Origin of the sequence: Pseudomonas sp. Ag1, from assembly GCF_000278565.1 — a bacterium.
Taxonomy (GTDB): Bacteria; Pseudomonadota; Gammaproteobacteria; order Pseudomonadales; family Pseudomonadaceae; genus Aquipseudomonas.
In genome coordinates, this window is the sequence record NZ_AKVH01000086.1 from 17,397 (window position 1) to 41,487 (window position 24,091).

At 62.3% G+C, this 24,091-nt stretch carries 26 protein-coding genes; 9 read left to right on the forward strand and 17 right to left on the reverse strand.

Translation table 11 applies throughout. From position 1 onward, the window contains the following. Positions 1–59: 59 nt before the first annotated feature. The 7 genes from A462_RS23230 to A462_RS23200 all read right to left on the reverse strand — a co-directional run bounded on the left by A462_RS23230 (position 60) and on the right by A462_RS23200 (position 5,664). On the reverse strand, positions 60–1,409 hold the full coding sequence (locus A462_RS23230; protein WP_008433097.1) for a CoA transferase: 1,350 nt from the start codon (positions 1,407–1,409) through the stop codon (positions 60–62). A 40-nt stretch (positions 1,410–1,449) separates the two neighbouring features. Continuing rightward, a complete protein-coding gene (locus tag A462_RS23225) occupies positions 1,450–2,793 on the reverse strand; it encodes a sensor histidine kinase (protein WP_003220063.1) in 1,344 nt (447 codons plus the stop codon). 65 nt (positions 2,794–2,858) lie between these two features. Beyond that, on the reverse strand, positions 2,859–3,323 hold the full coding sequence (locus A462_RS23220; protein ID WP_003220064.1) for a Spy/CpxP family protein refolding chaperone: 465 nt from the start codon (positions 3,321–3,323) through the stop codon (positions 2,859–2,861). Positions 3,324–3,567: 244 nt separating this feature from the next. Beyond that, entirely contained in the window at positions 3,568–4,245 is a 678-nt protein-coding gene (locus tag A462_RS23215) for a response regulator transcription factor (protein WP_003220065.1), read from the reverse strand. A gap of 7 nt (positions 4,246–4,252) precedes the next feature. After that, positions 4,253–4,660: a hypothetical protein gene (locus A462_RS23210; protein ID WP_003220067.1), complete on the reverse strand. Its 408-nt coding sequence runs from the start codon at positions 4,658–4,660 to the stop codon at positions 4,253–4,255. Positions 4,661–4,766: 106 nt separating this feature from the next. Continuing rightward, positions 4,767–5,066, reverse strand: a complete 300-nt coding sequence (locus tag A462_RS23205) for a YciI family protein (protein WP_003220069.1) — start codon at positions 5,064–5,066, stop codon at positions 4,767–4,769. Between the two features lies 1 nt (position 5,067). Further along, the gene (locus A462_RS23200; protein ID WP_003220071.1) at positions 5,068–5,664 is read right to left on the reverse strand and encodes a septation protein A; all 597 of its coding nucleotides are present in this window, start codon (positions 5,662–5,664) and stop codon (positions 5,068–5,070) included. A gap of 87 nt (positions 5,665–5,751) precedes the next feature. Here A462_RS23200 and A462_RS23195 point away from each other — a divergent pair, with 87 nt between their 5' ends. The 6 genes from A462_RS23195 (at position 5,752) to rluB (ending at position 10,763) form a co-directional block, all read left to right on the forward strand. Then, on the forward strand, positions 5,752–6,615 hold the full coding sequence (locus A462_RS23195; RefSeq protein ID WP_008433104.1) for a PHP domain-containing protein: 864 nt from the start codon (positions 5,752–5,754) through the stop codon (positions 6,613–6,615). A gap of 13 nt (positions 6,616–6,628) precedes the next feature. Further along, complete coding sequence (locus tag A462_RS23190; RefSeq protein WP_003220075.1) at positions 6,629–7,258, forward strand: L-threonylcarbamoyladenylate synthase; 630 nt, start codon at positions 6,629–6,631, stop codon at positions 7,256–7,258. Positions 7,259–7,378: 120 nt separating this feature from the next. Then, positions 7,379–8,077, forward strand: a complete 699-nt coding sequence (locus tag A462_RS23185; RefSeq protein ID WP_173406103.1) for a segregation and condensation protein A — start codon at positions 7,379–7,381, stop codon at positions 8,075–8,077. Between the two features lie 12 nt (positions 8,078–8,089). After that, complete coding sequence (gene scpB / locus A462_RS23180) at positions 8,090–9,049, forward strand: SMC-Scp complex subunit ScpB (protein WP_008433105.1); 960 nt, start codon at positions 8,090–8,092, stop codon at positions 9,047–9,049. 131 nt (positions 9,050–9,180) lie between these two features. Further along, entirely contained in the window at positions 9,181–9,372 is a 192-nt protein-coding gene (locus A462_RS23175; protein ID WP_008433107.1) for a DUF1289 domain-containing protein, read from the forward strand. A 143-nt stretch (positions 9,373–9,515) separates the two neighbouring features. Beyond that, positions 9,516–10,763, forward strand: coding sequence for a 23S rRNA pseudouridine(2605) synthase RluB (rluB, locus tag A462_RS23170; RefSeq protein ID WP_003220080.1), 1,248 nt, complete (start codon positions 9,516–9,518; stop codon positions 10,761–10,763). Between the two features lie 211 nt (positions 10,764–10,974). Here rluB and A462_RS23165 read toward each other — a convergent pair whose 3' ends face one another. Continuing rightward, positions 10,975–11,934: a hypothetical protein gene (locus A462_RS23165; RefSeq protein ID WP_008433109.1), complete on the reverse strand. Its 960-nt coding sequence runs from the start codon at positions 11,932–11,934 to the stop codon at positions 10,975–10,977. Between the two features lie 77 nt (positions 11,935–12,011). Further along, positions 12,012–12,149, reverse strand: coding sequence for a hypothetical protein (locus tag A462_RS34585; protein ID WP_003175756.1), 138 nt, complete (start codon positions 12,147–12,149; stop codon positions 12,012–12,014). A 525-nt stretch (positions 12,150–12,674) separates the two neighbouring features. Between A462_RS34585 and A462_RS23155 the strand changes: the two genes are divergently transcribed. Further along, positions 12,675–14,087, forward strand: a complete 1,413-nt coding sequence (locus A462_RS23155) for an amino acid permease (RefSeq protein WP_008433113.1) — start codon at positions 12,675–12,677, stop codon at positions 14,085–14,087. 271 nt (positions 14,088–14,358) lie between these two features. On the opposite strand, the gene A462_RS23150 is transcribed toward A462_RS23155, so the two are convergent. The 6 genes from A462_RS23150 to A462_RS23125 form a co-directional block, all read right to left on the reverse strand. Further along, positions 14,359–15,699 carry a PQQ-dependent sugar dehydrogenase gene (locus A462_RS23150; protein ID WP_008433115.1) on the reverse strand — a complete coding sequence of 447 codons (1,341 nt, stop codon included), beginning with the start codon at positions 15,697–15,699 and terminating at the stop codon, positions 14,359–14,361. Between the two features lie 133 nt (positions 15,700–15,832). Next, positions 15,833–16,798 (reverse strand): pyridoxamine 5'-phosphate oxidase family protein, encoded by a 966-nt coding sequence (locus tag A462_RS23145; protein ID WP_008433118.1) that lies wholly within the window; start codon positions 16,796–16,798, stop codon positions 15,833–15,835. A gap of 2 nt (positions 16,799–16,800) precedes the next feature. Beyond that, on the reverse strand, positions 16,801–17,700 hold the full coding sequence (locus A462_RS23140; RefSeq protein WP_008433119.1) for a LysR family transcriptional regulator: 900 nt from the start codon (positions 17,698–17,700) through the stop codon (positions 16,801–16,803). After that, positions 17,700–18,617, reverse strand: coding sequence for a LysR family transcriptional regulator (locus tag A462_RS23135; protein ID WP_008433122.1), 918 nt, complete (start codon positions 18,615–18,617; stop codon positions 17,700–17,702). Before A462_RS23135 ends, A462_RS23140 begins: the two co-directional genes overlap by 1 nt. A 166-nt stretch (positions 18,618–18,783) precedes the next feature. Beyond that, positions 18,784–19,404, reverse strand: a complete 621-nt coding sequence (locus A462_RS23130; RefSeq protein WP_008433123.1) for a glutathione S-transferase family protein — start codon at positions 19,402–19,404, stop codon at positions 18,784–18,786. 125 nt (positions 19,405–19,529) lie between these two features. Then, positions 19,530–20,402 (reverse strand): LysR family transcriptional regulator, encoded by an 873-nt coding sequence (locus tag A462_RS23125; RefSeq protein ID WP_003208273.1) that lies wholly within the window; start codon positions 20,400–20,402, stop codon positions 19,530–19,532. Positions 20,403–20,593: 191 nt separating this feature from the next. Between A462_RS23125 and A462_RS23120 the strand changes: the two genes are divergently transcribed. Together A462_RS23120 and A462_RS23115 are read left to right on the forward strand one after the other, a co-directional pair. Further along, positions 20,594–21,367: a glucose 1-dehydrogenase gene (locus tag A462_RS23120; protein WP_008433127.1), complete on the forward strand. Its 774-nt coding sequence runs from the start codon at positions 20,594–20,596 to the stop codon at positions 21,365–21,367. Between the two features lie 13 nt (positions 21,368–21,380). Continuing rightward, positions 21,381–22,427 carry an L-idonate 5-dehydrogenase gene (locus tag A462_RS23115; RefSeq protein ID WP_008433128.1) on the forward strand — a complete coding sequence of 349 codons (1,047 nt, stop codon included), beginning with the start codon at positions 21,381–21,383 and terminating at the stop codon, positions 22,425–22,427. A gap of 61 nt (positions 22,428–22,488) precedes the next feature. Here A462_RS23115 and A462_RS23110 read toward each other — a convergent pair whose 3' ends face one another. Together A462_RS23110 and A462_RS23105 are read right to left on the reverse strand one after the other, a co-directional pair. Beyond that, positions 22,489–23,283, reverse strand: a complete 795-nt coding sequence (locus tag A462_RS23110) for an ABC transporter permease (protein WP_003208279.1) — start codon at positions 23,281–23,283, stop codon at positions 22,489–22,491. Continuing rightward, the gene (locus A462_RS23105; protein WP_003208280.1) at positions 23,280–23,957 is read right to left on the reverse strand and encodes an ABC transporter ATP-binding protein; all 678 of its coding nucleotides are present in this window, start codon (positions 23,955–23,957) and stop codon (positions 23,280–23,282) included. The genes A462_RS23110 and A462_RS23105 overlap by 4 nt, the downstream gene beginning before the upstream one ends. Positions 23,958–24,091 lie beyond the last annotated feature (134 nt).

Consider the following 24,091-nt stretch of genomic DNA (forward strand, 5'->3'; position numbering starts at 1 on the left):
AAGCAGGGGCCTGCTGCGCAGTCCAGCGGGAGCAAGCTCCCTCGCCACAGGATCTTCGGTCACCACTGAGGGCGGTGTGAGCCCAATTCCCCTGCGGGCAAATCCCACTGCAACGGTGTCCCGCTGATGGTCACCGGGGGCAGCAAGCGGTGGGCCGGGCCCCAGGCGGTTTGCTCCACCACCAAGCCTTGATCACCCGGTTCTTCGGCCCGCAGCGGTAGTTGTTCAGGGACTTGTCCTGCGTCCACCAACAGCTTTGCCGTGCGCGCGAGGGACAACAGTGCCGAACCGCCGCGGCCGGATTTCAATCGTTCACTCAACGCCTGAATCGCACTGGCCGCCATCAAATACCCGGTGGCGTGGTCCAGCGCCTGCAACGGCAGCGGCACCGGTTTGTCCGAGTTTTTCCACTGCCTGCCAGCCTCGGCAATCCCGGTGCTCATCTGCACCAGGCTGTCGAACCCCCGGCGATTGCGCCACGGGCCGCTCCAGCCGTAGGCGTTGAGGCTGGCGTCGATCAGGCCAGGCGCGAGGGCTTGCAGCGCAGCCTCACCGTAGCCCAACTGTTCCAGTGCATCGGCGCGGTAGCCGTGCAGCAGAATGTCGGTGTCCTTGAGCAGGTTTTCGAAGATCAGGCGGTCGTCGGGTTTTTTCAGGTCCAGGCGGGCGCAACGTTTGCCCAGGGTCATTTCCGGCACCACGCCGGGTTCGTTCCAGTCAGGGGAATCGATGCGCAGTACATCGGCGCCGAGGCCAGCCAGAAAACGACTGGCGGTGGGGCCGGCCAATACGCGCGTCAGGTCCAGCACCTTGATGCCCGCCAGCGGCCTTGCCACCGAGCCCAGCCAGGGTTTGTCGCTGAGGGCTGCAAAGGTCTGGCGATGGACCAGCGGTTCCTGATTGACCGCCAAGCCTTGTGGATGCACCTGCCAGTCTTGCCACGAGCGCATCTGCGCCGCACAGCCGTTCGCCTCGACAATCGCCTGTTCCAGCTCGGCAGCGGTCCATGGCGCAACCTTCGCGGCCATTGCTTCACGGTCAGCGACTTGCCCGAGTACGCGCTCGGCGGCGGCACGGTGATGCGGTGCATTGGTGTGCAGGCGAATCCAGCCATCGGTGCAGGCGTAGTCGCCGGCTATCGGGTCCCACAGCGGTGGGGTGGTCCAGCCGTCGGGGCGCAGCGAGGAGGAGAACCAGAACGAGGCGAGGCGCCGGTCCACGGTCACCGAGGGCAGGCGCCCGGTTTGCTGCAACAGCAACTGGGCGACCGCCTGGCCCGCGGCACCGATGCTGGCGCTGGCCAGTTCGGTGACGGCAAAGGTCGAGGGCAGGGCGCCGACTTCGGTTACGGCCAGTGGGGTGACGGGTAAATCGAGTGCTTCCTGGATGGGGGTGAGCAGATCAGTCATCAAAGGCCCTCCTAATGAGAAGGACCATCATAGAAGATCATCAGGGTTGAATGACAACCCCAGGCTCCAGCGGTAGATCCACGCTGGCGATAAAGCCGCCGCCTTGATGATTGGCCAGGATCAGGCTGCCGCCATGGCGCTCTGCGGCGCGCCGCGCAATGGCCAGGCCCAGGCCATGGCCCTGGGCGGTTTGCCCCGGGGCGCGGTAAAACGGCTCGCCGAGTTGGCTCAGGTGTTCGGCATCCACGCCGGGGCCGTGGTCGCGCACACTGATCACAATGCGTTCGCCCTGGCGTCTGGCTTCCATTTCAATCGGTTGCCCGGGCGGGTTGAAGCGTTGGGCGTTGCGCAGCAGGTTATCCACCGCGCGTTCGATCATGGTCGGCCAGCCCTTGAGGTGCAGCCCGGCCTCGGCATCCAGTTGCACGGGTTGGTCCGGCGCGCCGAGCAAGGCGTCTTTTTGCAGGGTCCGGAGCAACGGGTTGAGGTCGATGTCTTCGGCACTGGCGTTATCAGCGTCCACCCGGGCGAGTACCAGGATTTCGCTGATCAGCGCTTCCAGGCGGTCGCATTCGCGGGTCAGGCGCGGCCAGAGTTTTTCCCGCGCTTCGGGCGTGGCCCGTTCTGCCAGGGCCAGGGCGATCCGCAGGCGGGCCAGGGGCGAGCGCAGTTCGTGGGACACATCCCGCAGCAACTGGCGCTGGCTGCCGATCAGGCTTTGCAGGCGGGCGCCCATGCGGTTGAAGTCGGTGGCCAGTACGCCGAATTCGTCGCGACGGTTGGCCAGCCGCGCCAGGCTGTTCTGCTGATAGGTGGTCTGGCCCAGGTCGTGCACTGCGCCGCGCAGGCGGCTGAGGGGGCGGGTGATGGACAACGTCACCAACAGGCTGAACAGGGTCAGCACCACCAGCGCAATCGCCAGGGCACTTAACGGCCAGAGCAGGCTGCTGCGGTGCCAGGCGTCCAGTTCCGGGTGGGGAATGCGGTAGATCAGCAGGTAGGTGTCGCCGGTTTTTTCGCTGGTGTACTCGGCGGTCAGCCGGCGCCAGGGCAGGTGGCGGTCCTGGCTGTCGTTTTGCCGGGCTTCGAGGGCGGCGGCGCGGCGCGGGAAAGTGCCGCGCACCACAGGCTCGCCGCTTTCGTTAAGCACTTGCACGTCAATGTGGTACTGACGCTTGCGCTGCTGCAGCAGCTCCTGGGCGGCGTCCTCGCCCTGGGCCTCGTAAAGCTGCGTCCATTCCTGCGCGAGGTTATTGAGCCCGGGGTGGCGGCTGAGAATCCAGGCGTCCTGGTTGAGCATATGCCCAAGCAGGATCGACAACCCGGCAACCAGGGCGATGGCCAGCCAGAAGCTGGCAAGGACGCGCCAGAACAATGAACGCACAAGAAATCCTCAAACAGGAAAAGCCCAGCGGCGGTGGCCACTGGGCTGGGAGTGAAGCTAGATCATTATTGCGCTTTTTGCGGCTGCTGGGCTTTCCAGGCCTGGAATTCCTTCCACTCGGCGCGGCGCTCGGCTTGTTTCTTCACGATCTCGTCGAATTTCTTCTGTTGATCGGGTTTCAACACGCCACGGATGTCGGTCTGGGTTTTCTGCTTGGCGGCCGCCATTTCGTCTTTCATGGCTTTCTGATCAGCGGCTGGCAGTTTGTCCAGGTACTTGCGCACCAACTCTTTGCGAGCGTGCCATTGCTGGCCCATCAACTTGCCGATCTGCTGGCGCTGTTCAGGGCTCAGGTCCAGCTGGCTGAAAGGGCCACCTTTGCCCCGCATGCCGTGTTCACCGCCGTGACCTGGGCCACCCATCATGTGGCCTTCAGGACCGCCCATCGGGCCTGGGCCTTCTGGCGCAGCGGCCATGGCAACGGTTGGCAGGGCAGCAGCGAACATCAAAGCGATAAGGGTCTTGCGCATGGTGATTCTCCTGTCTCTATTCCGGTGAGTCCGGATGTGAGTAGATTACGGAGATCAAGGTCAGCGGCAGTCAGGGGACGGTAAAGCTTGGGTAAAGAGGATTTTGGGCGGGGCTGACAAAACTATTGGCGACCGTAGCAACTGTCGAGCCTTGGCGAGGCTGCGAGGCAGGCGCTGCGGTCTGACACCTGTACCGAGGAGATGCTGTCGCAGCCTCGCCGAGGCTCGACAGCTGCTACGCGGGCTAGAGGCTGTAGTAATAGCCGCGGCTACGCAGCGCCACGATCCGTGGCCGGCCATCCGGGTGCGGGCCGATCTTCTTGCGCAGGTTGCTGACGTGCATGTCCAGGCTGCGGTCATACAGGGTCAGCTTGCGGCCCAGGGCGATTTGCGCCAGTTCCTGCTTGTCCAGCGGCTCGCCGGGCTGACGCAGCAAGGCTTCCAGCAGGCGGCTTTCGGACACGGTCAGGGCAAATTCCTGTTCATCGATAGTGACCACGCCACGCACCGGGCTGAAGCACAGGTCGCCCAGCTCCAGCTGAGTGGACACGGCGGCCGGGTGGCTGCGGCGCAGCACGGCGCGCAGGCGCGCGGTCAGTTCACGAGGATCGCAGGGTTTGGCCAGGTAGTCGTCGGCGCCCAGTTCCAGGCCGAGGATCCGGTCCAGGGGTTCGCCCCTGGCCGAGAGCATCAGCACCGGCAGTTCCGGGTGGTCGCTGCGCAATTGCTTGAGCAGCTCCAGGCCGCTGCCGTCGGGCAGCATCACGTCGAGCACCACGGCCGCCGGGGCGGCTTCGGCCAATGCCTTGCGGGCGCTCAAGCCGTCATGGCAGGCGCGCACCTGGAAACCTTCCTGGCTCAACCAACTGGTCAGCAGCTCACAGAGCTCCTGGTCATCATCTATCAGTAACAGCTCGCTCATGACTCACTCAATTTAGCCATTGTCGACGGCGCCGGTGCCCGCCACTGGCGAAGATCCCGCATAACAGGGCGATCAGCGCGACTGCCCCGCCGGTCACGAACCATTGTTGTTGCTCGGTAAGCCAGCGTGGCAAGGCACTGCCCTGTGCTTCTTTGAGTTGCTGGACCAGGCGTTGGTTCTCCTGGCGCAGTTTACTCAGTTGGGTGCTTTCCCGCGTGGCGTCAGCACTTTGCAATTGCTTGCTCAGCTCATCGCGCTGGCGTTCGCTTTCTTTCAAACGTTGCTGCAAATCGGTGATCTGGCTGCCGGCACTCAAGGACAGGGGCGTGGAACTGCCGGTGTTCGAGGTTTCTTCAGCGTGGGCCGTAGCCCCGATCATTAACACTGCCAACAGACACAACTGACGTAAGCGCATCGGAACTCCTGATTCCACACGAATATTCAGAACGTTGTCGGCAGGTTACCGGGAATAATGAGCGTTTAGGAGTGCGCTGAAGCCATTTGGTTCAGCGCGCAACGAATCAAGGCAGGACTTGCTTGAACGGTTTGACCAGCACCTGGGCGTACACGCCGGCCGCTACATACGGATCAGCATCGGCCCAGGCTTGTGCCGCCGCCAGGGAGGCGAACTCGACAACCACCAGGCTACCGGTGAAGCCGGCATCTCCCGGGTCGTTGCTGTCTACCGCAGGATGCGGGCCGGCCAGTACCAGGCGGCCTTCGGCTTGCAGCTGTTTCAGGCGCTCGACGTGGGCCGGGCGTACGGACAGGCGTTTTTCCAGGGAGTTGGCGACGTCGGTGGAAATGATGGCGTAGAGCATGTCAGTCCTCGGTTTTCGGCGTGGTAGGGTCGGTGTCATGCAGGTGGCGCGACAGGTAGATACCCTGGCCGACCAGGAACAGCACGGTCATGCCCAGGCTGCCGAACACCTTGAAGTCCACCCAGTAGCTCTGGAAGGTAAAGGCGACGAACAGGTTGGCGGCGCCGCAGAACAGGAAAAACACGATCCAGGCGATGTTCAGGCGGGTCCATACCGGGTCTGGCAAGGTCAGCGCGTGGCCCATGATCCGCTTGATCAGCAGGCGATCACCGATGAAGTGGCTGCCGATAAAGGCCAGGGCGAACAGCCAGTTGACCACCGGGGCTTTCCATTTAAGGAAGGTTTCGCTGTGGAAGGCCAGGGTCAGGCTGCCGAACACAAGGCAGGCGACCAGGGTCAGCCACTGGCTTTTTTCCAGCTTGCGCTGGGAGATGAAGAGCGCGCCGTAGACCACCACGGAGCTGATGATCAGCACCGCCGTGGCGCTGTAGATGCCGCCGAGGGTCAGCTCGTGGCCGGCAAGATCGATAACGCGAGGGTCGGTTTTGTAAACGATGAAAAACAGCAACAGCGGGATGAAGTCGATGAATTGTTTCACAGTAAGAGCCAGAAGCTGGATGTGGCGGCATAATAACAAACATCCTTGGTAGCGAAAGCGCCAGCTGACTTGAGGTTACACACTCCCGTGAATGTTGATTTGCACTGCCATAGCACAGCCTCCGACGGCGCCCTGGCGCCCGCGGTCCTGGTTGCGCGTGCGTTTGAAAAAGGCGTGCGAGTCCTGTCGTTGACCGACCACGACACCCTCGAAGGCCTGGCAGAGGCCCGCGAGGCGGCGCATGCGTTGGGCGTGCAACTGGTCAACGGGGTTGAATTGTCCTGCACCTGGGGCGGCGCAACCATCCACGTATTGGGCTACGGTTTCGACGTCAACGCGCCGCCGCTGGTGGAGGCCATCGCCAAATTGCACGATGGCCGCTGGCTGCGGTCCGAAGAAATAAGCCGCAAGCTGGCCCTCAAGGGCATGCCCAACGGCCTGGAAGGCGCCCGCGCCATCCAGCAGGAACTGGGTGACAGCGGCAACGCCCCGGCCCGCCCGCACTTTGCCGACTGGATGGTGCGTGAAGGTTTTGTAAAGGATCGCGCCGAAGCGTTCCGCAAATGGCTGGGTGCCGGCAAGCTGGGGGACGTCAAGCAACACTGGCCAACCCTGGAAGACACCGTTGGCACACTGCGGGCAGCAGGTGCCTGGGTCAGCCTGGCGCATCCGTGGCATTACGATTTCACCCGCAGCAAGCGTCGCAAGCTGATTGGCGACTATATTGGAGCGGGCGGCCACGCAATCGAAGTGGTCAACGGGCATCAACCCGCCGAGCAGGTAGGCAGCCTGGCGATTCTTGCCCGTGAATTTGGTCTGCTGGTCAGCGCCGGCAGTGATTTTCATGGCCCCGGCGGCTGGTCCGAGATTGGCGAGTACCGCGCCGTTCCGGAAGATTTGCCGCCCCTTTGGTGTCGCTTCAAACATGACCCCATTATTGCCACCGTCTGAACAGGTAGAACACGTGAGTCAATTCTTCCAGATTCATCCGGAAAACCCGCAGGCGCGCCTGATCAAACAGGCCGTGGAGATCATCCGTGCCGGTGGCGTGGTGATCTACCCCACGGATTCGTCCTACGCCATCGGTTGCCAGATCGGCGACAAGAATGCGGTCGAGCGCGTAAGACGCCTGCGTGACCTGGACAAGAACCACAACTTCGCACTGATTTGCAGCGACCTGTCCCAGCTGGGGCTGTTCGCCAAGGTCGACACCGGCACCTTCCGCCTGCTCAAGGCCCACACGCCGGGGCCCTACACCTTCATCCTCAACGCCACCCGCGAAGTGCCGCGCCTGCTGCTGCACCCGAAGAAGCGCACCATCGGCCTGCGGGTGCCGGAACACCCGATCGCCCTGGCGCTGCTGGCCGAACTCGGTGAGCCGCTGATGAGTGTGTCGCTGATCCTGCCGGGGGAAGAAGAGCCGTTGTACGACCCTTATGAAATGCGCCGGCTGCTGGAAAAACACGTCGACCTGATCATCGACGGCGGCTACGGCGGCAACAAGGCCTCCACCGTGATCAACCTGGCCGACGGCGAGCCGGAAGTGGTGCGCGTAGGGTGTGGCGACCCGGCACCGTTCATGGTCGAGGCCTGAATGTCGGCCGTGGAAACCGTCGACAGCCAGGCGGGCGCCCAGCAGGAACTGCCGTTTGCCATGGTCTACGGCCAGGCCGTCATGGAAATGCCGCTGGACCTGTACATCCCTCCGGATGCGCTGGAAGTCTTCCTCGAAGCCTTCGAAGGTCCGCTGGACTTGCTGCTGTACCTGATCCGCAAGCAGAACATCAATATCCTCGACATCCCGGTGGCGGAAATCACCCGCCAGTACATGGGCTACGTCGAACTGATGCAGACCGTGCGCCTGGAACTGGCCGCCGAATACCTGGTGATGGCCGCGATGCTCGCGGAAATCAAGTCACGCATGCTGCTGCCGCGCTCGGAGACTATCGAGGCGGAAGAGGATGACCCCCGCGCCGAACTGATCCGCCGCCTGCAGGAGTACGAGCGCTTCAAGGCCGCGGCCGAAGGCATCGACGGTTTGAGCCGGGTCGGCCGCGATGTGGTGGTGCCCAAGCTCGACGCCCCGGAAGCCCGGGCGCGCAAGCTGCTGCCGGACGTGAGCCTGGAAGAGTTGCTGATGTCCATGGCCGAAGTACTGCGCCGTGGCGATATGTTTGAAAGCCACCAGGTCAGCCGCGAGGCACTGTCCACCCGCGAGCGCATGAGTGATGTGCTGGATCGCCTCAAGGGCGGCGGGTTTGTGCCGTTTGTCGAGCTGTTTACCAAGGAAGAAGGGCGCCTGGGGGTAGTCGTGACCTTTATGGCGATCCTTGAGCTGGTCAAGGAATCCTTGGTCGAGCTGGTCCAGAATGAGCCTTTTGCGGCTATCCACGTGCGGGCGCGAGCCGAATAAAGAGCTGAATCGATGAATCTGACTGAACCCCGCGAACTGGCTCCGCTGCTGGAAGCCTTTCTCCTGGCCTCGGGCAAGCCGCAATCCCTGGAGCGCCTGTTCGAACTGTTTGAAGAAGCCGAGCGCCCTGAGCCGCCGGTGTTCAAGAAGGCCCTGGAGATTCTGCGCAAGTCCTGCGACGGCCGTGCTTTCGAGCTGCGGGAAGTGGCTTCCGGGTATCGCCTGCAAATTCGCGAGAAGTTTTCGCCGTGGGTCGGCCGCCTGTGGGAAGAACGCCCGCAGCGCTATTCCCGCGCGATGCTGGAAACCATGGCGCTGATCGCCTATCGCCAGCCGATCACCCGGGGCGAGATCGAAGACGTGCGCGGCGTCGCGGTCAACAGCCATATCGTCAAGACGTTGCTGGAGCGGGAGTGGATCAGGATCGTTGGCTACCGCGACGTGCCCGGCAAGCCGGCGATGTTTGCCACTACCAAGGTGTTCCTCGATCACTTCAACCTGAAAAACCTCGACGACTTGCCGCCGCTGGCCGAGCTGCGGGAGATGGAGCCGGACCCGGTCCTGGATTTCGACGACGCACCGGTGCCCGCCGGGTTGCAGGAGCTGGCCGACGCCAGCGCCGAGCCGGAAGAGCCGAAGGACGAAACCAGTTTCCACACATTGTTGCTGGAACTGGATGACATGGAGCAGGGCATCAAGACTGACTTCGATGACTTGCTGCGTGATGGTGCGGTCAGTGACGGTGAGCAGGAGCCTGCGTTGCAACTGAACGTTGAGGTTGAGCTGCCAGTCGAAGTTGAAGATGAGCCCGAGCCTGAACCCGAGGAGGACATCCTCGGCGTCGCCGAAGCCCGTGCCAAACTGCTGGCCGCCGTCGCAGCGCTCGAACAACCGCCGCTGAGCGACGAAGAAGACGAAGCCCGCGCCCTGGCCGAAGCCATCGAAAACGAGCGCCGCCAATTCGAAGACTGACGCAGAACAAAATGTGGGAGCGGGCTTGCTCGCGAATGCGGTGGGTCAGCCAAGCATCCGGCGACTGACACACTGCATTCGCGAGCAAGCCCGCTCCCACATTTGGATTGTCGCCAGCAAGGAGAACTCAAATGAGCTCCACCAAAGACCCCTGCATCAGCGTCTGCAAATTCACCGATGACATCTGCGTGGGCTGCGGGCGCAGCAAGCGCGAGATCCGTGCCTGGAAGAAACTCGACAAGGTCGACAAGCGCACGGTACTCGCCGAAGCCGAGCTGCGCCTGCTGGCGCTGGGTGCCACCGGTCGGCGGAAAGGCAAATGAGCCTGCACTTATCGACTAGTCTCTGATGCGCAACGCGCGCCATGAGCGTATGATTCGCGACCCTTTGGCGATGCGTTCGCCAAAAGCCCAGCTTTTACTATCTTCAGGCCAAGCCTGAATCGACACACCGGGAGGTGCTTAAGATGAGTGACCAAGACCAGAACGACACCCAGGAAATCGGCCCCGCAGGCGAAAAACTTCAGAAAGTCCTCGCCCGTATCGGCGTAGGCTCGCGCCGCGACGTAGAAGCCTGGATCACCCAGAAGCGCATCAAGGTCAACGGCGTTGAAGCCACCCTTGGCCAGCGCGTCGACCTGCACGATGCCATCACCATTGATGGCAAGGTCATCAAGCGTGAAGAGGCCGCCGAATCGGTGCGCCGCGTCATCATGTACAACAAGCCTGATGGCGAAATCTGCACCCGTGACGACCCGGAAGGCCGTCCAACCGTATTCGACAAGATGCCGCGCCCCAAAGAAGGCCGCTGGATCAACATCGGTCGTCTCGACATCAACACCACCGGCTTGCTGATGTTCACCACCGACGGTGAGCTGGCCAACCGCCTGATGCACCCTTCCTACGAGATGGACCGTGAATACGCGGTGCGTGTGCGTGGTGAAGTCGATGACGAAATGATCGAGCGCCTGAAAGCCGGCGTCGTGCTGGAAGACGGCCCGGCCAGGTTCACCGACATCAAGCAGGCGCCGGGCGGCGAAGGCTTCAACCATTGGTACCACTGCGTGGTGATGGAAGGCCGTAACCGTGAAGTACGTCGCCTGTGGGAATCCCAGGGCCTGGTGGTCAGCCGCCTGAAGCGCGTGCGTTTCGGCCCGGTGTTCCTCAACTCCGACCTGCCGATGGGCCGCTGGCGCGAAATGAGCCAGTACGAAGTCGATATCCTCAGTGCCGAAGTCGGCCTGACGCCGGTGGCCATGCCGCAGATGAACGCCAAGAGCAAAGACAAGCTTGAGCGTATGCAGCGTAAATCGTCGCGTCCGGTGGCGCGTACCGACCGTGTTGCCCGCACCCTGCGCCCTGCGCTGGATGCACCGGCCACGGGCGGTCGCATCTCCCGCGAGCCGCACATCGAAGGCGAGCGTCGTCCTTCGGCACCGCCCCGTCAGGATGGCGAACGTGCGCCGCGCGCACCGCGTCCAGCCGGTCGTGGTGATGCACCTGCCGGCGGTCGCGGTAACCGTGGCGAGTCTGGTCGTGGTGCTCCGGCTGCGGGCCGTGCCGACGACAGCGCCAGCACCAAACGCCCAGCCAAGCCATCGCCGAAAAAGCGCCCGGGCCTGAAGCTGGTCGATGACGCGCCATCGGGCAAGCGTCGTGGTGCACCGGCCGGTTCCGGCCAGCGTCCAGGTTTTGGTCGCAAGAAGCCGCAGTGATTCGTTAAGCACTGCATGAAAACGCCAACCCTTGGGTTGGCGTTTTTTTTGGGCCTGGATTTGGAGCCTGCTCTATGAGCAAAGCAGGTCCATTGTGGGAGCGGGCTTGCTCGCGAATGCGGTGTATCAGTTGATACATCCAGTGACTGACCCACCGCATTCGCGAGCAAGCCCGCTCCCACAGTTGATCTCCATTGTTTTGGCGGGCGTGTCAGAACATGAAAGCCCCATCGAACACGGGTTTATCGTCGAGGGCCAACACGCCGCTGGCGAAGATCAGGTCCAGGTGGTGGCTGCCTTTCTGCCCGCCACCCAATCCCAGGTGCAGCCCGCAATGACGCTCTTCAAAGCCGGCGTTGCGCGCATACAAATCCTTCACGCCTTCATTGGTGCCAATGCCCAGTTCTTCCACCCGGCGATTGGACGGGTTGGCATTCAGGTATTTGTTGAAGTCATCCGCCAGCCCCGGCACTTCGCTGGCCACGGTGCAGATGGTCGAGTTCTCGATCCACAGTTCCAGCGGTGATTGCAGCACGCCGTATTTGCGCGCAAAGGGAATGGTGCTGAGGAAGGTGCCGACGAACCGCACCTGGCCGTTGATGGCCTCGCTGTGGGTCGCGATCTCGCCGGGCGCCAGGTCGTGGTTGCCGACGCCGTTGATATTGGTCCACTTCTTGATGCTGCTCATGGGCGCTTCAAGGCGCGAGCCATGCTGGTCGGTGAAGCTCAGCACGCGGGCCTGGGACATGCGCCGGATCAACGTGGCGTTGAGGTCGGCAATTCGCTGTGGGGCGACGCTGAAGGTGTCGTAGAAATAGTCGCCGTAGTCCTTGAGCAGCAGGGATTTTTTCCAGTGCTCGGCCATCACGTCTTGCAGGGCACGGATAAAGTCCGGGCCTTCGGCGCGTGGGTTGGGCAGGGTCGAGGAATCGTAGAGAAACATGTACAGGTCACAGCCTTCGATGGCCTTGGCCAGCGTTTCGCTGGGGGCTTGGTCCAGGCGTTGTACCTGGAAGTCGAAACGCGCGGCGCTGCCCTGGATGATCGATTGGGCGATGGCGTCGTAGCGTTCGGTATGGCCGAGCAAAATGGTGGGGCGGTGCAGGCCGGCGAGGGCCGGGTGATGGGCGAGGTAGTAGAGAAAATGTTCGACGGCGCGGGCCTTGTCCATGACGTCCTTCCTTCAAAGCCTTCGGTAGGAGCAGTGGCAGGTGCGGCGTCCCGCACCTGCCGGGGTGCCTGATCAGATTAGAAAGGCCACATCGCGGTGCCGAACGGCACGACGGCGTCGGCTTGCATCATTTCAACGGCGGCCTCATGGGTCGGCGCTTCAAACCAATCGTCGAGTTGCAGTTCGGTTTCCAGGTCATTTTCCAGTGCTTGCATGGTGAATCTCCTAGATGACGTTGTTTGAGAACGAGCTTGCCAGCTTGCTGCGCTGGGCAAGTGGATGAACCTAGAAGAGAGTGTTTGGGATTGCAAAATTTTTATTGACACGGTTCCATTTGGATTTTTTATTCCGTTTTGATGGCGATTTGGTTTATGTCGATGAAACAGAGAGTTGGTTGCATGGTTTTGTAGGAATCGTCCTTTCGTCAACTTCTCGTTATCTGAAAGAATTTTCCTAATGTCCCTCCTATCTGCCGCACCGCATCCTGTCAGCCCAGACAGGTTTGGCGGTGTACAATGCGCCGCGTTTTACTGTGATCCCACTCTCTCAGGGCTATCCGCCTTGTTCATTCCGCCTGGCCACAAGCCCGTCGGGTTCGATTTCGTCACAGATAAAAACAACAGGTGACGTATGACCGTAAGAAAAAACGCTGGACCGGGGTTTGATCGGCGCTGCTGTAGCCCGTTACCAAAGCAGCACCCCTCCATGAGCACCCTCAAACCTTGCGTGAGACCCTTTCCATGAGTGAAGCCAACTCGCATTCAGGCGAACTGAAGCGCGGCCTGAAAAATCGCCATATCCAACTGATCGCCCTCGGTGGCGCGATTGGCACCGGGTTGTTCCTGGGGTCGGCCGGCGTGCTGAAATCCGCCGGGCCGTCGATGATCCTCGGGTATGCCATCTGCGGCTTTATTGCCTTCATGATCATGCGCCAGCTGGGCGAGATGATCGTCGAAGAGCCGGTGGCCGGTTCCTTCAGCCACTTTGCCCACAAGTATTGGGGCGGTTTCGCCGGCTTCCTGTCGGGCTGGAACTGCTGGATTTTGTACATCCTGGTGGGCATGTCGGAGCTGACGGCAGTTGGCAAGTATGTGCACTGCTGGTGGCCCGAGATCCCGACCTGGGTGTCGGCGGCGGCGTTTTTTGTGTTGATCAATGTGATCAATCTTTCCAACGTCAAAGTCTTCGGCGAGGCCGAGTTCTGGTTTGCGATCATCAAGGTGGTCGCCATTGTCGGCATGATCGCCCTGGGCAGTTACCTGCTGGTGAGCGGCACCGGCGGGCCACAAGCCTCGGTGACCAACCTGTGGGAGCACGGCGGGTTCTTTCCCCATGGCGTGGGTGGTTTGGTGATGGCCATGGCGATCATCATGTTCTCGTTTGGCGGCCTGGAGATGCTCGGGTTTACTGCGGCTGAGGCGGACAAGCCACGCACGGTGATTCCGAAGGCGATCAACCAGGTGATCTACCGGATCCTGATTTTCTACATCGGCGCGTTGGTGGTGCTGTTGTCGTTGACGCCTTGGGACAGCTTGCTGGAGACCCTGAATGCCTCCGGGGACGCCTATAGCGGCAGTCCGTTTGTGCAGGTGTTTTCGATGTTGGGCAGTAACACGGCAGCGCATATTCTCAACTTTGTGGTGCTGACGGCGGCGTTGTCGGTCTACAACAGCGGCACTTACTGCAATAGCCGGATGCTGTTGGGGATGGCCGAGCAGGGTGATGCGCCGCGGGCATTGGCGAAGATCGACAAGCGTGGGGTGCCGGTGCGGTCGATCCTGGCGTCGGCGGCGATTACGCTGGTGGCGGTGTTGATGAATTACCTGATTCCGCAGCATGCGCTGGAGTTGTTGATGTCGCTGGTGGTGGCGACCCTGGTGATCAACTGGGCGATGATCAGTTTTTCGCATTTCAAGTTTAGGCAGCATATGGATCGGACGGGGCAGGTGCCGTTGTTCAAGGCGCTTTGGTATCCGTATGGGAATTATGTTTGCCTGGCGTTTGTGGTGTTTATTCTTGGGGTGATGCTGCTGATTCCGGGGATTCAGGTGTCGGTGTATGCGATTCCAGTTTGGGTGGTGTTTATGTGGGTTTGTTATGGGATCAAGAACAGGCGCAAGGCTCGGGAGGGGGTGGCCTTGGACCGGGGGTGATCTTGAGTACATATCCGTTGCTGCGGTAACGGCTGCTTATGGTTCCGCTCTTACAGCGGCTCACTTTGGAAAAGCCCCAAAGTAAGCAAARGCAAGAGCACGGCGGCCTGAAAGCCGACCTGAGTGTTAARAGCAAAAGCARAKCTGCTTTTCTGTGGGAGCTGGCTTGCCKGCGATGCAGACACCTCGGTGCATCAGGTACACCCAGTTGATGCCATCGCCGGCAAGCCAGCTCCTACAGTGGACCGTGAGCCGCTGTAAGAGCAAAACCCTAAGGCCTTACCCGTGCCACCCGCCACACCTTGTTCCCCACATCATCCGCCACCAGCAACGCGCCCTGCCCGTCCAACGCTACACCCACCGGACGCCCCTGAGCCTCTCCATCACCATTTAAAAACCCAGTCAGGAAATCAACAGGCACACCCGACGGCTTTCCGTCCCGGAACGGAATAAACACCACCTTGTACCCCGCCTGCGGATTACGGTTCCAGGATCCATGCTCCCCCACAAATACCCCATCGGCAAACACCGCTGGCATCCCCCGCGCATCGGAAAAAGTCAGGCCCAACGGCGCAACGTGAGTCCCCAGCGCGTAGTCCGGTGCAATCGCCTGGGCGACCTTGTCCGGACGCGGCGGCTGCACCCGGCTGTCAACGTGAGCCCCGTAATAACTCCACGGCCAACCGTAGAACGCGCCGTCCCGCACCGACGTCAGGTAATCCGGCACCAGATCGCTGCCGATCTCGTCGCGCTCGTTGACCACCGTCCACAACTGCGTAGAGCCGGGTTTCCACGCCAGCCCATTGGGATTGCGCAACCCACTGGCGAACAGACGCTTCTGCCCACTGGCAAGATCCAACTCCCAGATCGCAGCACGCCCTTCCTCGGCGTCAAGCCCATTCTCACCCACATTGCTGTTGGACCCGACGGTCACATAAAGCTTGGTACCCTCAGGATTGGCCAGGACGTTTTTGGTCCAGTGATGATTGATCCCGGCCGGCAGATCAGTGACCTTCACCGGCACGGCATCGATGTGAGTCTGGCCCCGAACATAAGGCACCTTGACCACCGCATCGGCATTGCCGATATACAACTCATCCCCCACCAACGCCATGCCAAACGGCGACGTCAGCCCACCGAGAAACTCACTCTTCACCTCGGCACGCCCATCACCGTCGGCGTCCCGCAGCAGCGTGATCCGGTCGGCGCTCGGCGTATCGGCACCGACCCGCCCCATCACAAACCCCATCGCGTTACGACGCGCCCAGGCGAGCAAACCCGTGCCGCCGTCCGTGGCACCTTCAGGCATGGGCGGATGGTTACTCTCGGCTACCAGCACGTCGCCATTGGGCAAGGTGTACACCCAGCGCGGATGGTCAAGGTCCGCGGCCAACGCCGTTACCGTGAACCCATCGGGCGCCGTTGGCTGGGCATTACCGGGCCAGCCGACAGCCTTGGAAACCTTGAGTGTCGGGATCAGTGATGCAGTGGGTTCGGGCAGTTGCGGGCTTGGCCCCACACCGGCCTGAAACGGCAGTTTGGAGGAATCGCCACAGGCGCTGAGGGCAGCCGTGGCGGTGATCAGCAGCGCAAGGCGGCTTGGTGCATTCATTGGGAAACCTCGGGACAGCCCTTTATTGGGCAGGCAAAAACCCGACGGAGTATCGCGTCATTCCCCGACACCAAACACCGCCTACCGCGCAATTGAGTTTTAACTCAGTCGCACGAGTGGCTCGGCAGCACTCTCAGGCTTTCCAAGGCCCCAACGCCAGGCTGTAGGGAGAAAACCCCTCGAACTGCCAACGCAGCGCCAGCGCCGCATCCCGTCGGACCACGTGTTCCACGGTCACCTTCCACAACCGCTCAGCCCCCTCGAACGTGGCCAGTTCATCTCCTTCAAGAATCACCTCGGCCCGCCCGGCCACCTGCAACACATCACCCGTAGCAAAATCCACGAACAGCAAGCCCGCAACCGGGTTGACCTGCACATTGCCCAAGGTGTTGAAAAACGAGTTGCCGGTAAAATCGGGAATCGTCAGCACCTCTCCCTCCACGCGCACAAACCCACTGTTGCCGCCTCGGTGTGAAACGTCCACCGAACGCTTGGCCGCATCTCCTTCCAGGTCCACATAGCTGGCGACGAAAAACGTATCAGCGCTGCGAATCAGCGCCCGGTCAGCGTCATCGAGCGAGTTCGCGCGCCGCACAATACCTCCCGCAGCGCGCTGCCCCCGGGCCCCCGGATCCACCGCACGCAACTGGATGTACTTCGGGCAATTTCCAAACGTGTGCACCACCGCCACGGTAAATCCGTCGACGCCGGCAGCCCCAATAACCCCATTCATGCGATTACGCCGCCGCGTATTCAGGTCAATGCCCAACAGCCCGACCGACGCGCCTTGTTTCAGCCCGCTCCCGGCGGGGTCACTCTCCGCAGGCAGGCTGTCGATACGCAAGCTGTAGGGGTCCGGCGAATACGCAAACCCCGGCGTGCCCTCCAGCAGCGTGGCCCAGGGCAGCCCCTGCTCATCCACGGCCCCCACGACCAGATAGGGCAACAACTCATAAAAAGCCCGATGCTGCTCCGGCAAGTGATCCCGTATCACCTTCGCGCCGATCACCTCCATGCGCTCGGCCACGCCGGCACTTTGCTGCAACTGCCGCTCGCCGGCATGCCATGGCGAAACGGGGGACGCGTCCTGGTGATTCATGATCAAGCCCTCGGTGAATGAAACGCCGGATGTTCACGCAATGCCGCCACGCTGAAATCGACAAAACTGCGCACCCGCATCGAAGCGTTGCGCCCTTCGCGGTAGACCACATGCACCGGCAGCGGCGGCGGTTCATGGGCCTGCAATACTCGACACAGTTGCCCGCTCGCCAGGTGCTCGTGCACCGGGTAGCTCAAGCACCGGATCAACCCTGCGCCCTGCACCGCCGCATTGATCGCGCCCTGCACCGTGGTGCAACCGAGACGCGCCCGGGCCTTGATGCTGGCGCCCTGGAAATCCCACTGCACCCAATTCGAATACGCCTGGCTGGCGACCAGCCGATGCTCCTTGAGCGCCTCCGGTTGCATCGGTTCGCCATGGCTTTGCAGATAGCCGGGGCTGGCGCAGACGATGTTGCGCACATGGCCCACGGGCCGGGCAATCAGGGATGAACCGGGCAGTTCCCCCACCAGGACTGCCACGTCCAGGCCGTCTTCATTCAGGTTCGGATAATGATCGTGGTAATGGGCAAACAGGCGGACTCCGGGATAGCGCTCCAGGTAGCCGGCCAACAGCGGCGCCATCACATAACGGCTGAACAGCAACGGAAAAAACACCCGCAGGTTTCCCTCGGCCTGCGCGTGCGCACCCTGGGCAGATGCTTCGGCGGCGCTCACGCCGTCAAGGATCCGCGAACAGTCGGCCATGAACGTCGCCCCGGCTTCGGTGAGGCGAATGCCCCGGGTGCTGCGCTGTACCAATGGCACCCGCAAGCGCGTCTCCAGCCGGTCAATCGCGCGGATCACAGTGGGTCCCGAGATGCCCAGGCAGCGGGCTGCCGCGGCCAGGCTCGGCTGCCGGGACAGCGCCTGGAAGATCTGCATGTCGCGATAGCGGTCCATCAGGCCGGCCGCTGCATCGATGGGTTGAGCGCAGCATCCTGCCCCAGCCGGCTGACCAGAAAATCCACGAACGTGTTGACCTTCGCCGGTACCCGGGCGTTGTTCTGGAATACCACATGGATCGGCAAGGCCGGCGGTTCGAAGTCTTGCAGGATGATCTCCAGTGCGCCTGCACGCACATCGCTGGCCACCTGATAAGACAACACCCGTGTGACGCCCCAGCCCAGGCGCGCGAGGTTGATCGCCGCGTTGTTGGCGGTGACTACCAGGCGCGGCTCAACGGCCACGCTCAACGGCTGGCCGCCTTCCCTGAACTGCCATTCGCTGACCAACTGGCTGGAAGACGACGTGACAATCTTCGCCTCACGCAGTTGCCCGGGGTGCAGTGGCCGGTGCCGCTCAAGGTAAGCCGGCGCCGCGCACACTACGCGACGCACCTCGCCGACCTTGATCGCCTGCTGGCCGGGTTCCTGCAAATGCCCGATGCGCACGGCCACATCGACGCCTTCATCGGTCATGTTGACCACACGGTCCACCAGCAAGGCGTTGATGCTGACCTGGGCAAACAGGTCCAGGTACTCCCCCAGGATTGGCGCGACGAACAACTCGCCGAACAACACCGGCGCGGTGACCGTCAGGTGCCCCCACGGGATCGAGAAGCTGCCCGCTGCCGCTTCTTCGGCCTCAGTCAACTCCGCGAGGATACGCCGGCAATCGTCGAGGTAACGCTGGCCGGCCTCGCTCAGGTGCAGGCTGCGGGTGGTGCGCGAAAGCAACTGGGTGCCAATACGCGCCTCCATCGCGGCCATCGCGCGGGTCACGCTGGGGGGCGAGATGTTCAGGCGCCGGGCCGCCGCGGCAAAGCCCTGTTCTTCGGCGACGGCGAGGAAAATCTGCATTTCCTGGAAACGGTCCATGGGTCCCCTTAATCGAATGTGGTCCACCAAACCAGTGGCTTGGGAGCGGTTGTGGCGAGGGAGCTTGCTCCCGCTGGGCAGCGTAGCGGCCCCAAAATCCTGGGAGCGCTGCGCACTGGAGCGCCAGCCCGGTCCAGCGGGAGCAAGCTCCCTCGCCACAAAATCTTCAAACCTTCGCCAGGCCCACAGCGGTGCGTTGCATACCCACAAACCCCTGCAGCGCCTCGATACTGCCCAGCCAGGCGCGAACCTGCGGATAGTCGTCCAGCGCGACATTCCCCTCCGGCGCATGGGCGATGTAGGTGTAGTGCGCGATATCGGCAATCGTCGGCAGGTCACCAGTGAGAAAACGACTCTGCTCCAACTGGTGCTCTACCACTTTGAGGAATGCGTGGGAGCGGCTGATGGTCGCCTCGGCATCCAGCGCGGCACCGAACACAGTGATCAATCGCGCCGCAGCCGGCCCGGTGTGCAGTGGTCCTGCCGCAGCCGAGAGCCAACGCTGCACACGGGCCTGGGCCAAAGGCTCGGTCGGCAGCCACTGGGCGGTGCCATATTGGCCGGCGAGGTACACCAGGATCGCGTTGGAGTCCGCCAGCACCAAGCCGTTATCATCGATCACCGGCACCTGGCCGAAGCTGTTGAGGGTGGCCAGGAACTCAGGGGTTTTGTGCGCGCCTTGCTTCAGATCGACGTGCACCCGCTCAGCGGGCACGCCCAGCAGCGACAGCATCAACTCAACCCGGTGGGAATGGCCAGACAAGGGGTAACGGTACAGTTTGATCATGACGGGCTCCGCGATGTGCCAGGGACTCGACCCGGTGATCGGGTCGATGACGCTTATGTTCCACCGCTACGGCACGCAGCAGAATAGCCAGTTTTTACAATCCAGCATTTCACCGGATGAAACAATCAATCGCCAAACAACTCGTCGATCAGGTTGAACAGGGTGGTTTTCACCGGGCTGTCGAGCTCGGTCCACGCCAGGCCGGTCCTGGCCCGGAACGCCCCCAACGCCAGGTGCCTGGACACGCAATTGGCCGGCAGCGCCCGGGCCGCCTGCAGCGGTAACACACCCACACCCAGCCCGGCCGAGACCAGCGCCAGCATGGTGGTGAACTCGCCGAGTTCGGAGGCGATCTCCAGCGGCACGCCCATCGCCTGCACGAATTCATCGTAGAAACCCGGTGCATAACGCCGGGCCAGGATGAACACCGGCACCTTGAGCAAGTCCGTCGGCTGAATGGTTTCCTGGGTCGCCAACGGATGCTCGCCGGGCAAGGCGACCACGAAGCTTTCCTGCAGCACCTCAAGGGTCTGCACGCCGGGATAGGCCGCCGGCAAACGCATCAGGCCGAAATCCAGCTGGCCGTTTTTCAACGCAGCCGCCTGATCCGGGCCGGGCATGTCCTTGAGCTCCAGTTCAATTCGCGGGTAGCGCTGGTGCACCGCACGAATCAACCCCGGCAGCAATTGCGGCAATACCGACGAGACAAATCCCAGGCGCACCCGGCCGATCTCCCCGCGGTTCGAAGCCCGGGCGGCATCGGCGGCGCGGGCAGCCTGGTGCAGGGTGGCGAGGGCTTCCGGCAGAAACACCCGCCCGGCTTCCGTCAGTGTGACCGAGTGCCGGTTGCGGTCGAGCAGGCGCACGCCCAGGCCGCTTTCGAGCAGTTTGATCTGCATGCTCAGCGCCGGTTGCACGATCGACAACTGCGCGGCCGCCCGGCCGAAATGCAGTTCCTGGGCGAGCACGACAAAGGCGCGCAGGTGCTTGAGTTCCATCAGGTTGGCTCCGGTTATCACGATTATTGATCACCCCATCACAAATGAAAATTGGACGCCGGGCCCGGGCTGCGCTGAAGTAAAGCCCGTGATGCACGATATGACAGGGTTTGACGTATAACAATGAGAGCGGCGCCCCGCACTCGGATTGATAGTGTTGATCACCTGTCTCAGTCTTCGGAGATCGCCCCATGCAGCGTGTTTTAGACAGTTTCCGCCTCGATGGCCGCCTGGCCTTGATCACCGGCTCCAGCGCCGGCATCGGCCTGGCCATCGCCCGTGGCCTGGCCCAGGCTGGCGCACGGGTAGTGCTCAACGGGCGCAACCGCAGCACCTTGCGTGACAGTGCCGCGTTGCTGGCGGCGGAAGGCCTGGAGGTGCACACCCAGGCGTTCGATGTCACCGACGGCGCGGCGGTGTTGGCCGCCGTGGCGGAGATCGAAGAGCGCCTGGGCCCGCTGGACATCCTCGTCAACAACGCGGGCATGCAACGTCGTGGGCCGCTGGAGGACTACAGCGAAACCCACTGGCGCGAGTTGATGAGCACCAACCTGGACAGCGCCTTCCTGGTCGGCCAGGCCGTGGCCCGGGCGATGATCCCGCGCAAGCGGGGGCGCATCATCAATATCTGCTCGGTGCAAAGCGAACTGGGGCGCCCGGGCATCGCCCCGTATGCCGCCAGCAAAGGCGCGCTGAAAATGCTCACAAAAGGCATGGCCATCGACTGGGGCCCCCACGGGCTGACGGTGAATGGCATCGGCCCCGGCTATTTCAAGACCGAACTGAACGCCAATCTGGTGGCCAACCCCGAATTCAGCGACTGGCTGGTGCAGCGCACACCGAGCCGGCGCTGGGGTGACGTCGCCGAACTGGCGGGCGCTGCGGTATTCCTTGCCAGCGCCGCGGCAAGTTTCGTCAACGGTCATATCCTGTACGTGGACGGTGGCATCACCGCCTCGCTGTAACCTGGAGAATTTCATGCACGCGATTGTCTGCCATGCCTCGAAAGACCTGCGGGTAGAACCGCAAACCGAACCCCAGGCACTGACGCCCGACCAACTGCGGGTGCGCATTGCCCGGGGCGGGATCTGCGGCTCGGACCTTCATTACTACCAGCACGGCGGCTTCGGCACCGTGCGGTTGCGCGAGCCGATGGTGCTCGGCCACGAAGTGTCGGCGGTGATCGAGGCGGTGGGCCGTGAAGACGGGCCGTTCAAGATTGGCCAACGCTTGTCGGTCTCGCCGTCGCGGCCTTGCGGGCGTTGCCGTTATTGCCATCAAGGGCTGCCGAACCATTGCCTGAACATGCGTTTCTACGGCAGCGCGATGCCCTTCCCTCACGTGCAGGGTGCGTTTCAACAAAGCCTGGTGATCGAAACGCACCAGGCGCACCCGTTGGCCGATCATGTGAGCCTTGCCGAGGGTGCAATGGCTGAACCGTTGTCTGTGGGTTTGCATGCCATCCAGCGTGCCGGGGTGGTGTTCGGCAAACGGGTATTGGTCACCGGGTGCGGGCCCATCGGCAACCTGTTGATCGGCAGCCTGCGGGCAGCGGGCGCGAGGGAAATTGTTGCGGTGGACCTGGCTGCCGGGCCCTTGGCCTGCGCCGAAAAAATGGGCGCCAGCCGTACTCATAACCTGGCGGAAGACGCCGACGCGTTGAAGCGGTATACCGCCGAAAAAGGCTACTTCGACGTGATGTTCGAAGTCTCCGGCAGCGCCCAGGCCCTGCGCAACGGCCTGGAGTGCATGGCCCCGCGCAGCGTGCTGGTGACGGTCGGTCTGGGTGGCGAGGTCTCGCTGCCGTTGAATATGCTGGTGAGCAGGGAGATCGACTTGCGGGGCACCTTCCGCTTCCATTCGGAGTTTGCCCAGGCGGTGGATTTGCTCAATCGCCAGGTGATTGATGTGCGTCCGGTGATCTCCCACACCGTGCCGTTCAGCGAGGCGGTGCAGGCGTTTGAACTGGCGGCGGACAAGAGCCAGGCGATGAAGGTGTTGCTGGATTTTGGTGTGGGTGATTGAACCGGATCTCGACAGCTCCCACAGGGTTGCGGTGCATTTTGGGGATCCGATAGCGCCTGCGCTACACCCGCTCTTCGAGCCTGAACCGCAGGAAACGATGGCTGGCTGAAAACAGTCGACGGTAGGTCAGCAACACCGCACCTACCGTGCCCAACGCCGACGACGCAGCGATCAAAAACATAATCACAATCTGATAACGCACCGCGTCCACCGGACTTTCCCCGGCCAGCACCTGGCCAGTCATCATCCCCGGCAAGCTCACAATCCCCACCACCGTCATCTGGTTCAGCGTCGGAATCATCCCGGCCCGCACAGCCTGGCGAATCGCATCCTGCGCCGCCTCCCAGCGTGAACCACCGAGGGCCAGAATCATCTCGATGGTATTGCGACCGGAGGTCAGCTCCTGAGTCATACGCTCAATCCCCAGAGACACCCCGGTAAGCGTATTACCCAGAATCATCCCAAGGATCGGAATCGCATACTGCGGCTCGTACCACGGGTGAATCCGGATAATCGCGAACAGGCCAACAGCCGTCACCAACCAGGAACTGCCCCACACCGACACAATACTGTCGGCCCGCTGCCCCGCATAGGTCCGCTTCCCACGCCCGGCAGCCGAGAGCCCGGCGATCAGAGTCATCAGGCACATCAGCGGCAGCACCACATACCAGTAGGCAAATTCAAAGACCCAGCCCAGCAGGTAACCGATCGCCAACAACTGCACCACCGTGCGCACAGCCGCCCAGAACAGCTGACGCTCCAGCCCCAGCCGCAACAACAGCGACAGCGCACCGTTGATCAGGATCAGCGAGGCGGCGATGGCCATGTCCAGTGCTGTGAGGTCGTGATAATTCATGGCTGCACGGCCCCCGTCAGCACGCCGGCGTCCATATGCAAATGGGTGGTGCTCATGCGTTGCGCCTGCTCAAGGTCGTGGGACACCCAGATATAGGCGTGAGCGCTATCCGCTTCGGCCCAGGCACTGATCAACGCCTCGACCTCCCCGGACGATGCCGGGTCGAGAGCGGCGGTAGGTTCGTCCAGCAACAGCACATCGGGATTGAGTTGCAGGGTACGGATCAGTGACACCACCTGGGACTCACCACCGGATAAATCCCCGGCATTTTTTGCCAGAAAGCCCGACTCCTTGCCCGCGTGGGCCAGCAGCGCCTTGACCGCCTGCGGGTCGAAACTCAAGTGATGCAAGGCCTTGAGGCTGTAGGGGAAACGCAAGTTGTCTTCCACCGTGCCTTCGATCAGCGCCGGGCGTTGGGAGAGGTAGCTGATGCGGCTGCGATACTGCGGGACTTGCGCGTTGGCGATGGGCTGCCCGTTCCAGAGGATATCCCCTGAGGTCGGCGCGTCGAGCAAGGCGAGTGCCCGAAGGAATACACTTTTGCCGGAGCCCGATGAACCGGTGATGGATAGGCGGTCGGCGCGGTGCAGCTGGAAGTTCGTGGGCTGCAGCAGTTGCAGCTGGCGGCGCTCGTCCATCCGCGTGAGCGCCCGGGTTTCGACTAATACGCTCATGGCGTTGATGATCCTTGTTCCTGATTCAGACGCAAATGGTAAGACAGGGCACGTCCCCCGTGGCGAGGGAGCTTGCTCCCGCTGGGCTGCGAAGCGGCCCCAATAAAGCCACTGCGATACACCTGAAAAAACAC

Excerpts from the sequence above, each read along its gene's own strand:
- A462_RS23130 (WP_008433123.1), bottom strand. The coding sequence starts at position 19,404 with ATGATCAAACTGTACCGTTACCCCTTGTCTGGCCATTCCCACCGGGTT.
- A462_RS23220 (WP_003220064.1), bottom strand. The coding sequence starts at position 3,323 with ATGCGCAAGACCCTTATCGCTTTGATGTTCGCTGCTGCCCTGCCAACC.
- A462_RS23125 (WP_003208273.1), bottom strand. The coding sequence starts at position 20,402 with ATGGAACTCAAGCACCTGCGCGCCTTTGTCGTGCTCGCCCAGGAACTG.
- A462_RS23135 (WP_008433122.1), bottom strand. The coding sequence starts at position 18,617 with ATGGACCGTTTCCAGGAAATGCAGATTTTCCTCGCCGTCGCCGAAGAA.
- A462_RS23150 (WP_008433115.1), bottom strand. The coding sequence starts at position 15,699 with ATGAATGCACCAAGCCGCCTTGCGCTGCTGATCACCGCCACGGCTGCC.
- rluB (WP_003220080.1), top strand. The coding sequence starts at position 9,516 with ATGAGTGACCAAGACCAGAACGACACCCAGGAAATCGGCCCCGCAGGC.
- A462_RS23215 (WP_003220065.1), bottom strand. The coding sequence starts at position 4,245 with ATGAGCGAGCTGTTACTGATAGATGATGACCAGGAGCTCTGTGAGCTG.
- scpB (WP_008433105.1), top strand. The coding sequence starts at position 8,090 with ATGAATCTGACTGAACCCCGCGAACTGGCTCCGCTGCTGGAAGCCTTT.
- A462_RS23205 (WP_003220069.1), bottom strand. The coding sequence starts at position 5,066 with ATGCTCTACGCCATCATTTCCACCGACGTCGCCAACTCCCTGGAAAAA.
- A462_RS23230 (WP_008433097.1), bottom strand. The coding sequence starts at position 1,409 with ATGACTGATCTGCTCACCCCCATCCAGGAAGCACTCGATTTACCCGTC.
- A462_RS23105 (WP_003208280.1), bottom strand. The coding sequence starts at position 23,957 with ATGAGCGTATTAGTCGAAACCCGGGCGCTCACGCGGATGGACGAGCGC.
- A462_RS23155 (WP_008433113.1), top strand. The coding sequence starts at position 12,675 with ATGAGTGAAGCCAACTCGCATTCAGGCGAACTGAAGCGCGGCCTGAAA.
- A462_RS23210 (WP_003220067.1), bottom strand. The coding sequence starts at position 4,660 with ATGCGCTTACGTCAGTTGTGTCTGTTGGCAGTGTTAATGATCGGGGCT.
- A462_RS23145 (WP_008433118.1), bottom strand. The coding sequence starts at position 16,798 with ATGAATCACCAGGACGCGTCCCCCGTTTCGCCATGGCATGCCGGCGAG.
- A462_RS23140 (WP_008433119.1), bottom strand. The coding sequence starts at position 17,700 with ATGGACCGCTATCGCGACATGCAGATCTTCCAGGCGCTGTCCCGGCAG.
- A462_RS23165 (WP_008433109.1), bottom strand. The coding sequence starts at position 11,934 with ATGGACAAGGCCCGCGCCGTCGAACATTTTCTCTACTACCTCGCCCAT.
- A462_RS23120 (WP_008433127.1), top strand. The coding sequence starts at position 20,594 with ATGCAGCGTGTTTTAGACAGTTTCCGCCTCGATGGCCGCCTGGCCTTG.
- A462_RS23175 (WP_008433107.1), top strand. The coding sequence starts at position 9,181 with ATGAGCTCCACCAAAGACCCCTGCATCAGCGTCTGCAAATTCACCGAT.
- A462_RS23115 (WP_008433128.1), top strand. The coding sequence starts at position 21,381 with ATGCACGCGATTGTCTGCCATGCCTCGAAAGACCTGCGGGTAGAACCG.
- A462_RS34585 (WP_003175756.1), bottom strand. The coding sequence starts at position 12,149 with ATGCAAGCACTGGAAAATGACCTGGAAACCGAACTGCAACTCGACGAT.
- A462_RS23110 (WP_003208279.1), bottom strand. The coding sequence starts at position 23,283 with ATGAATTATCACGACCTCACAGCACTGGACATGGCCATCGCCGCCTCG.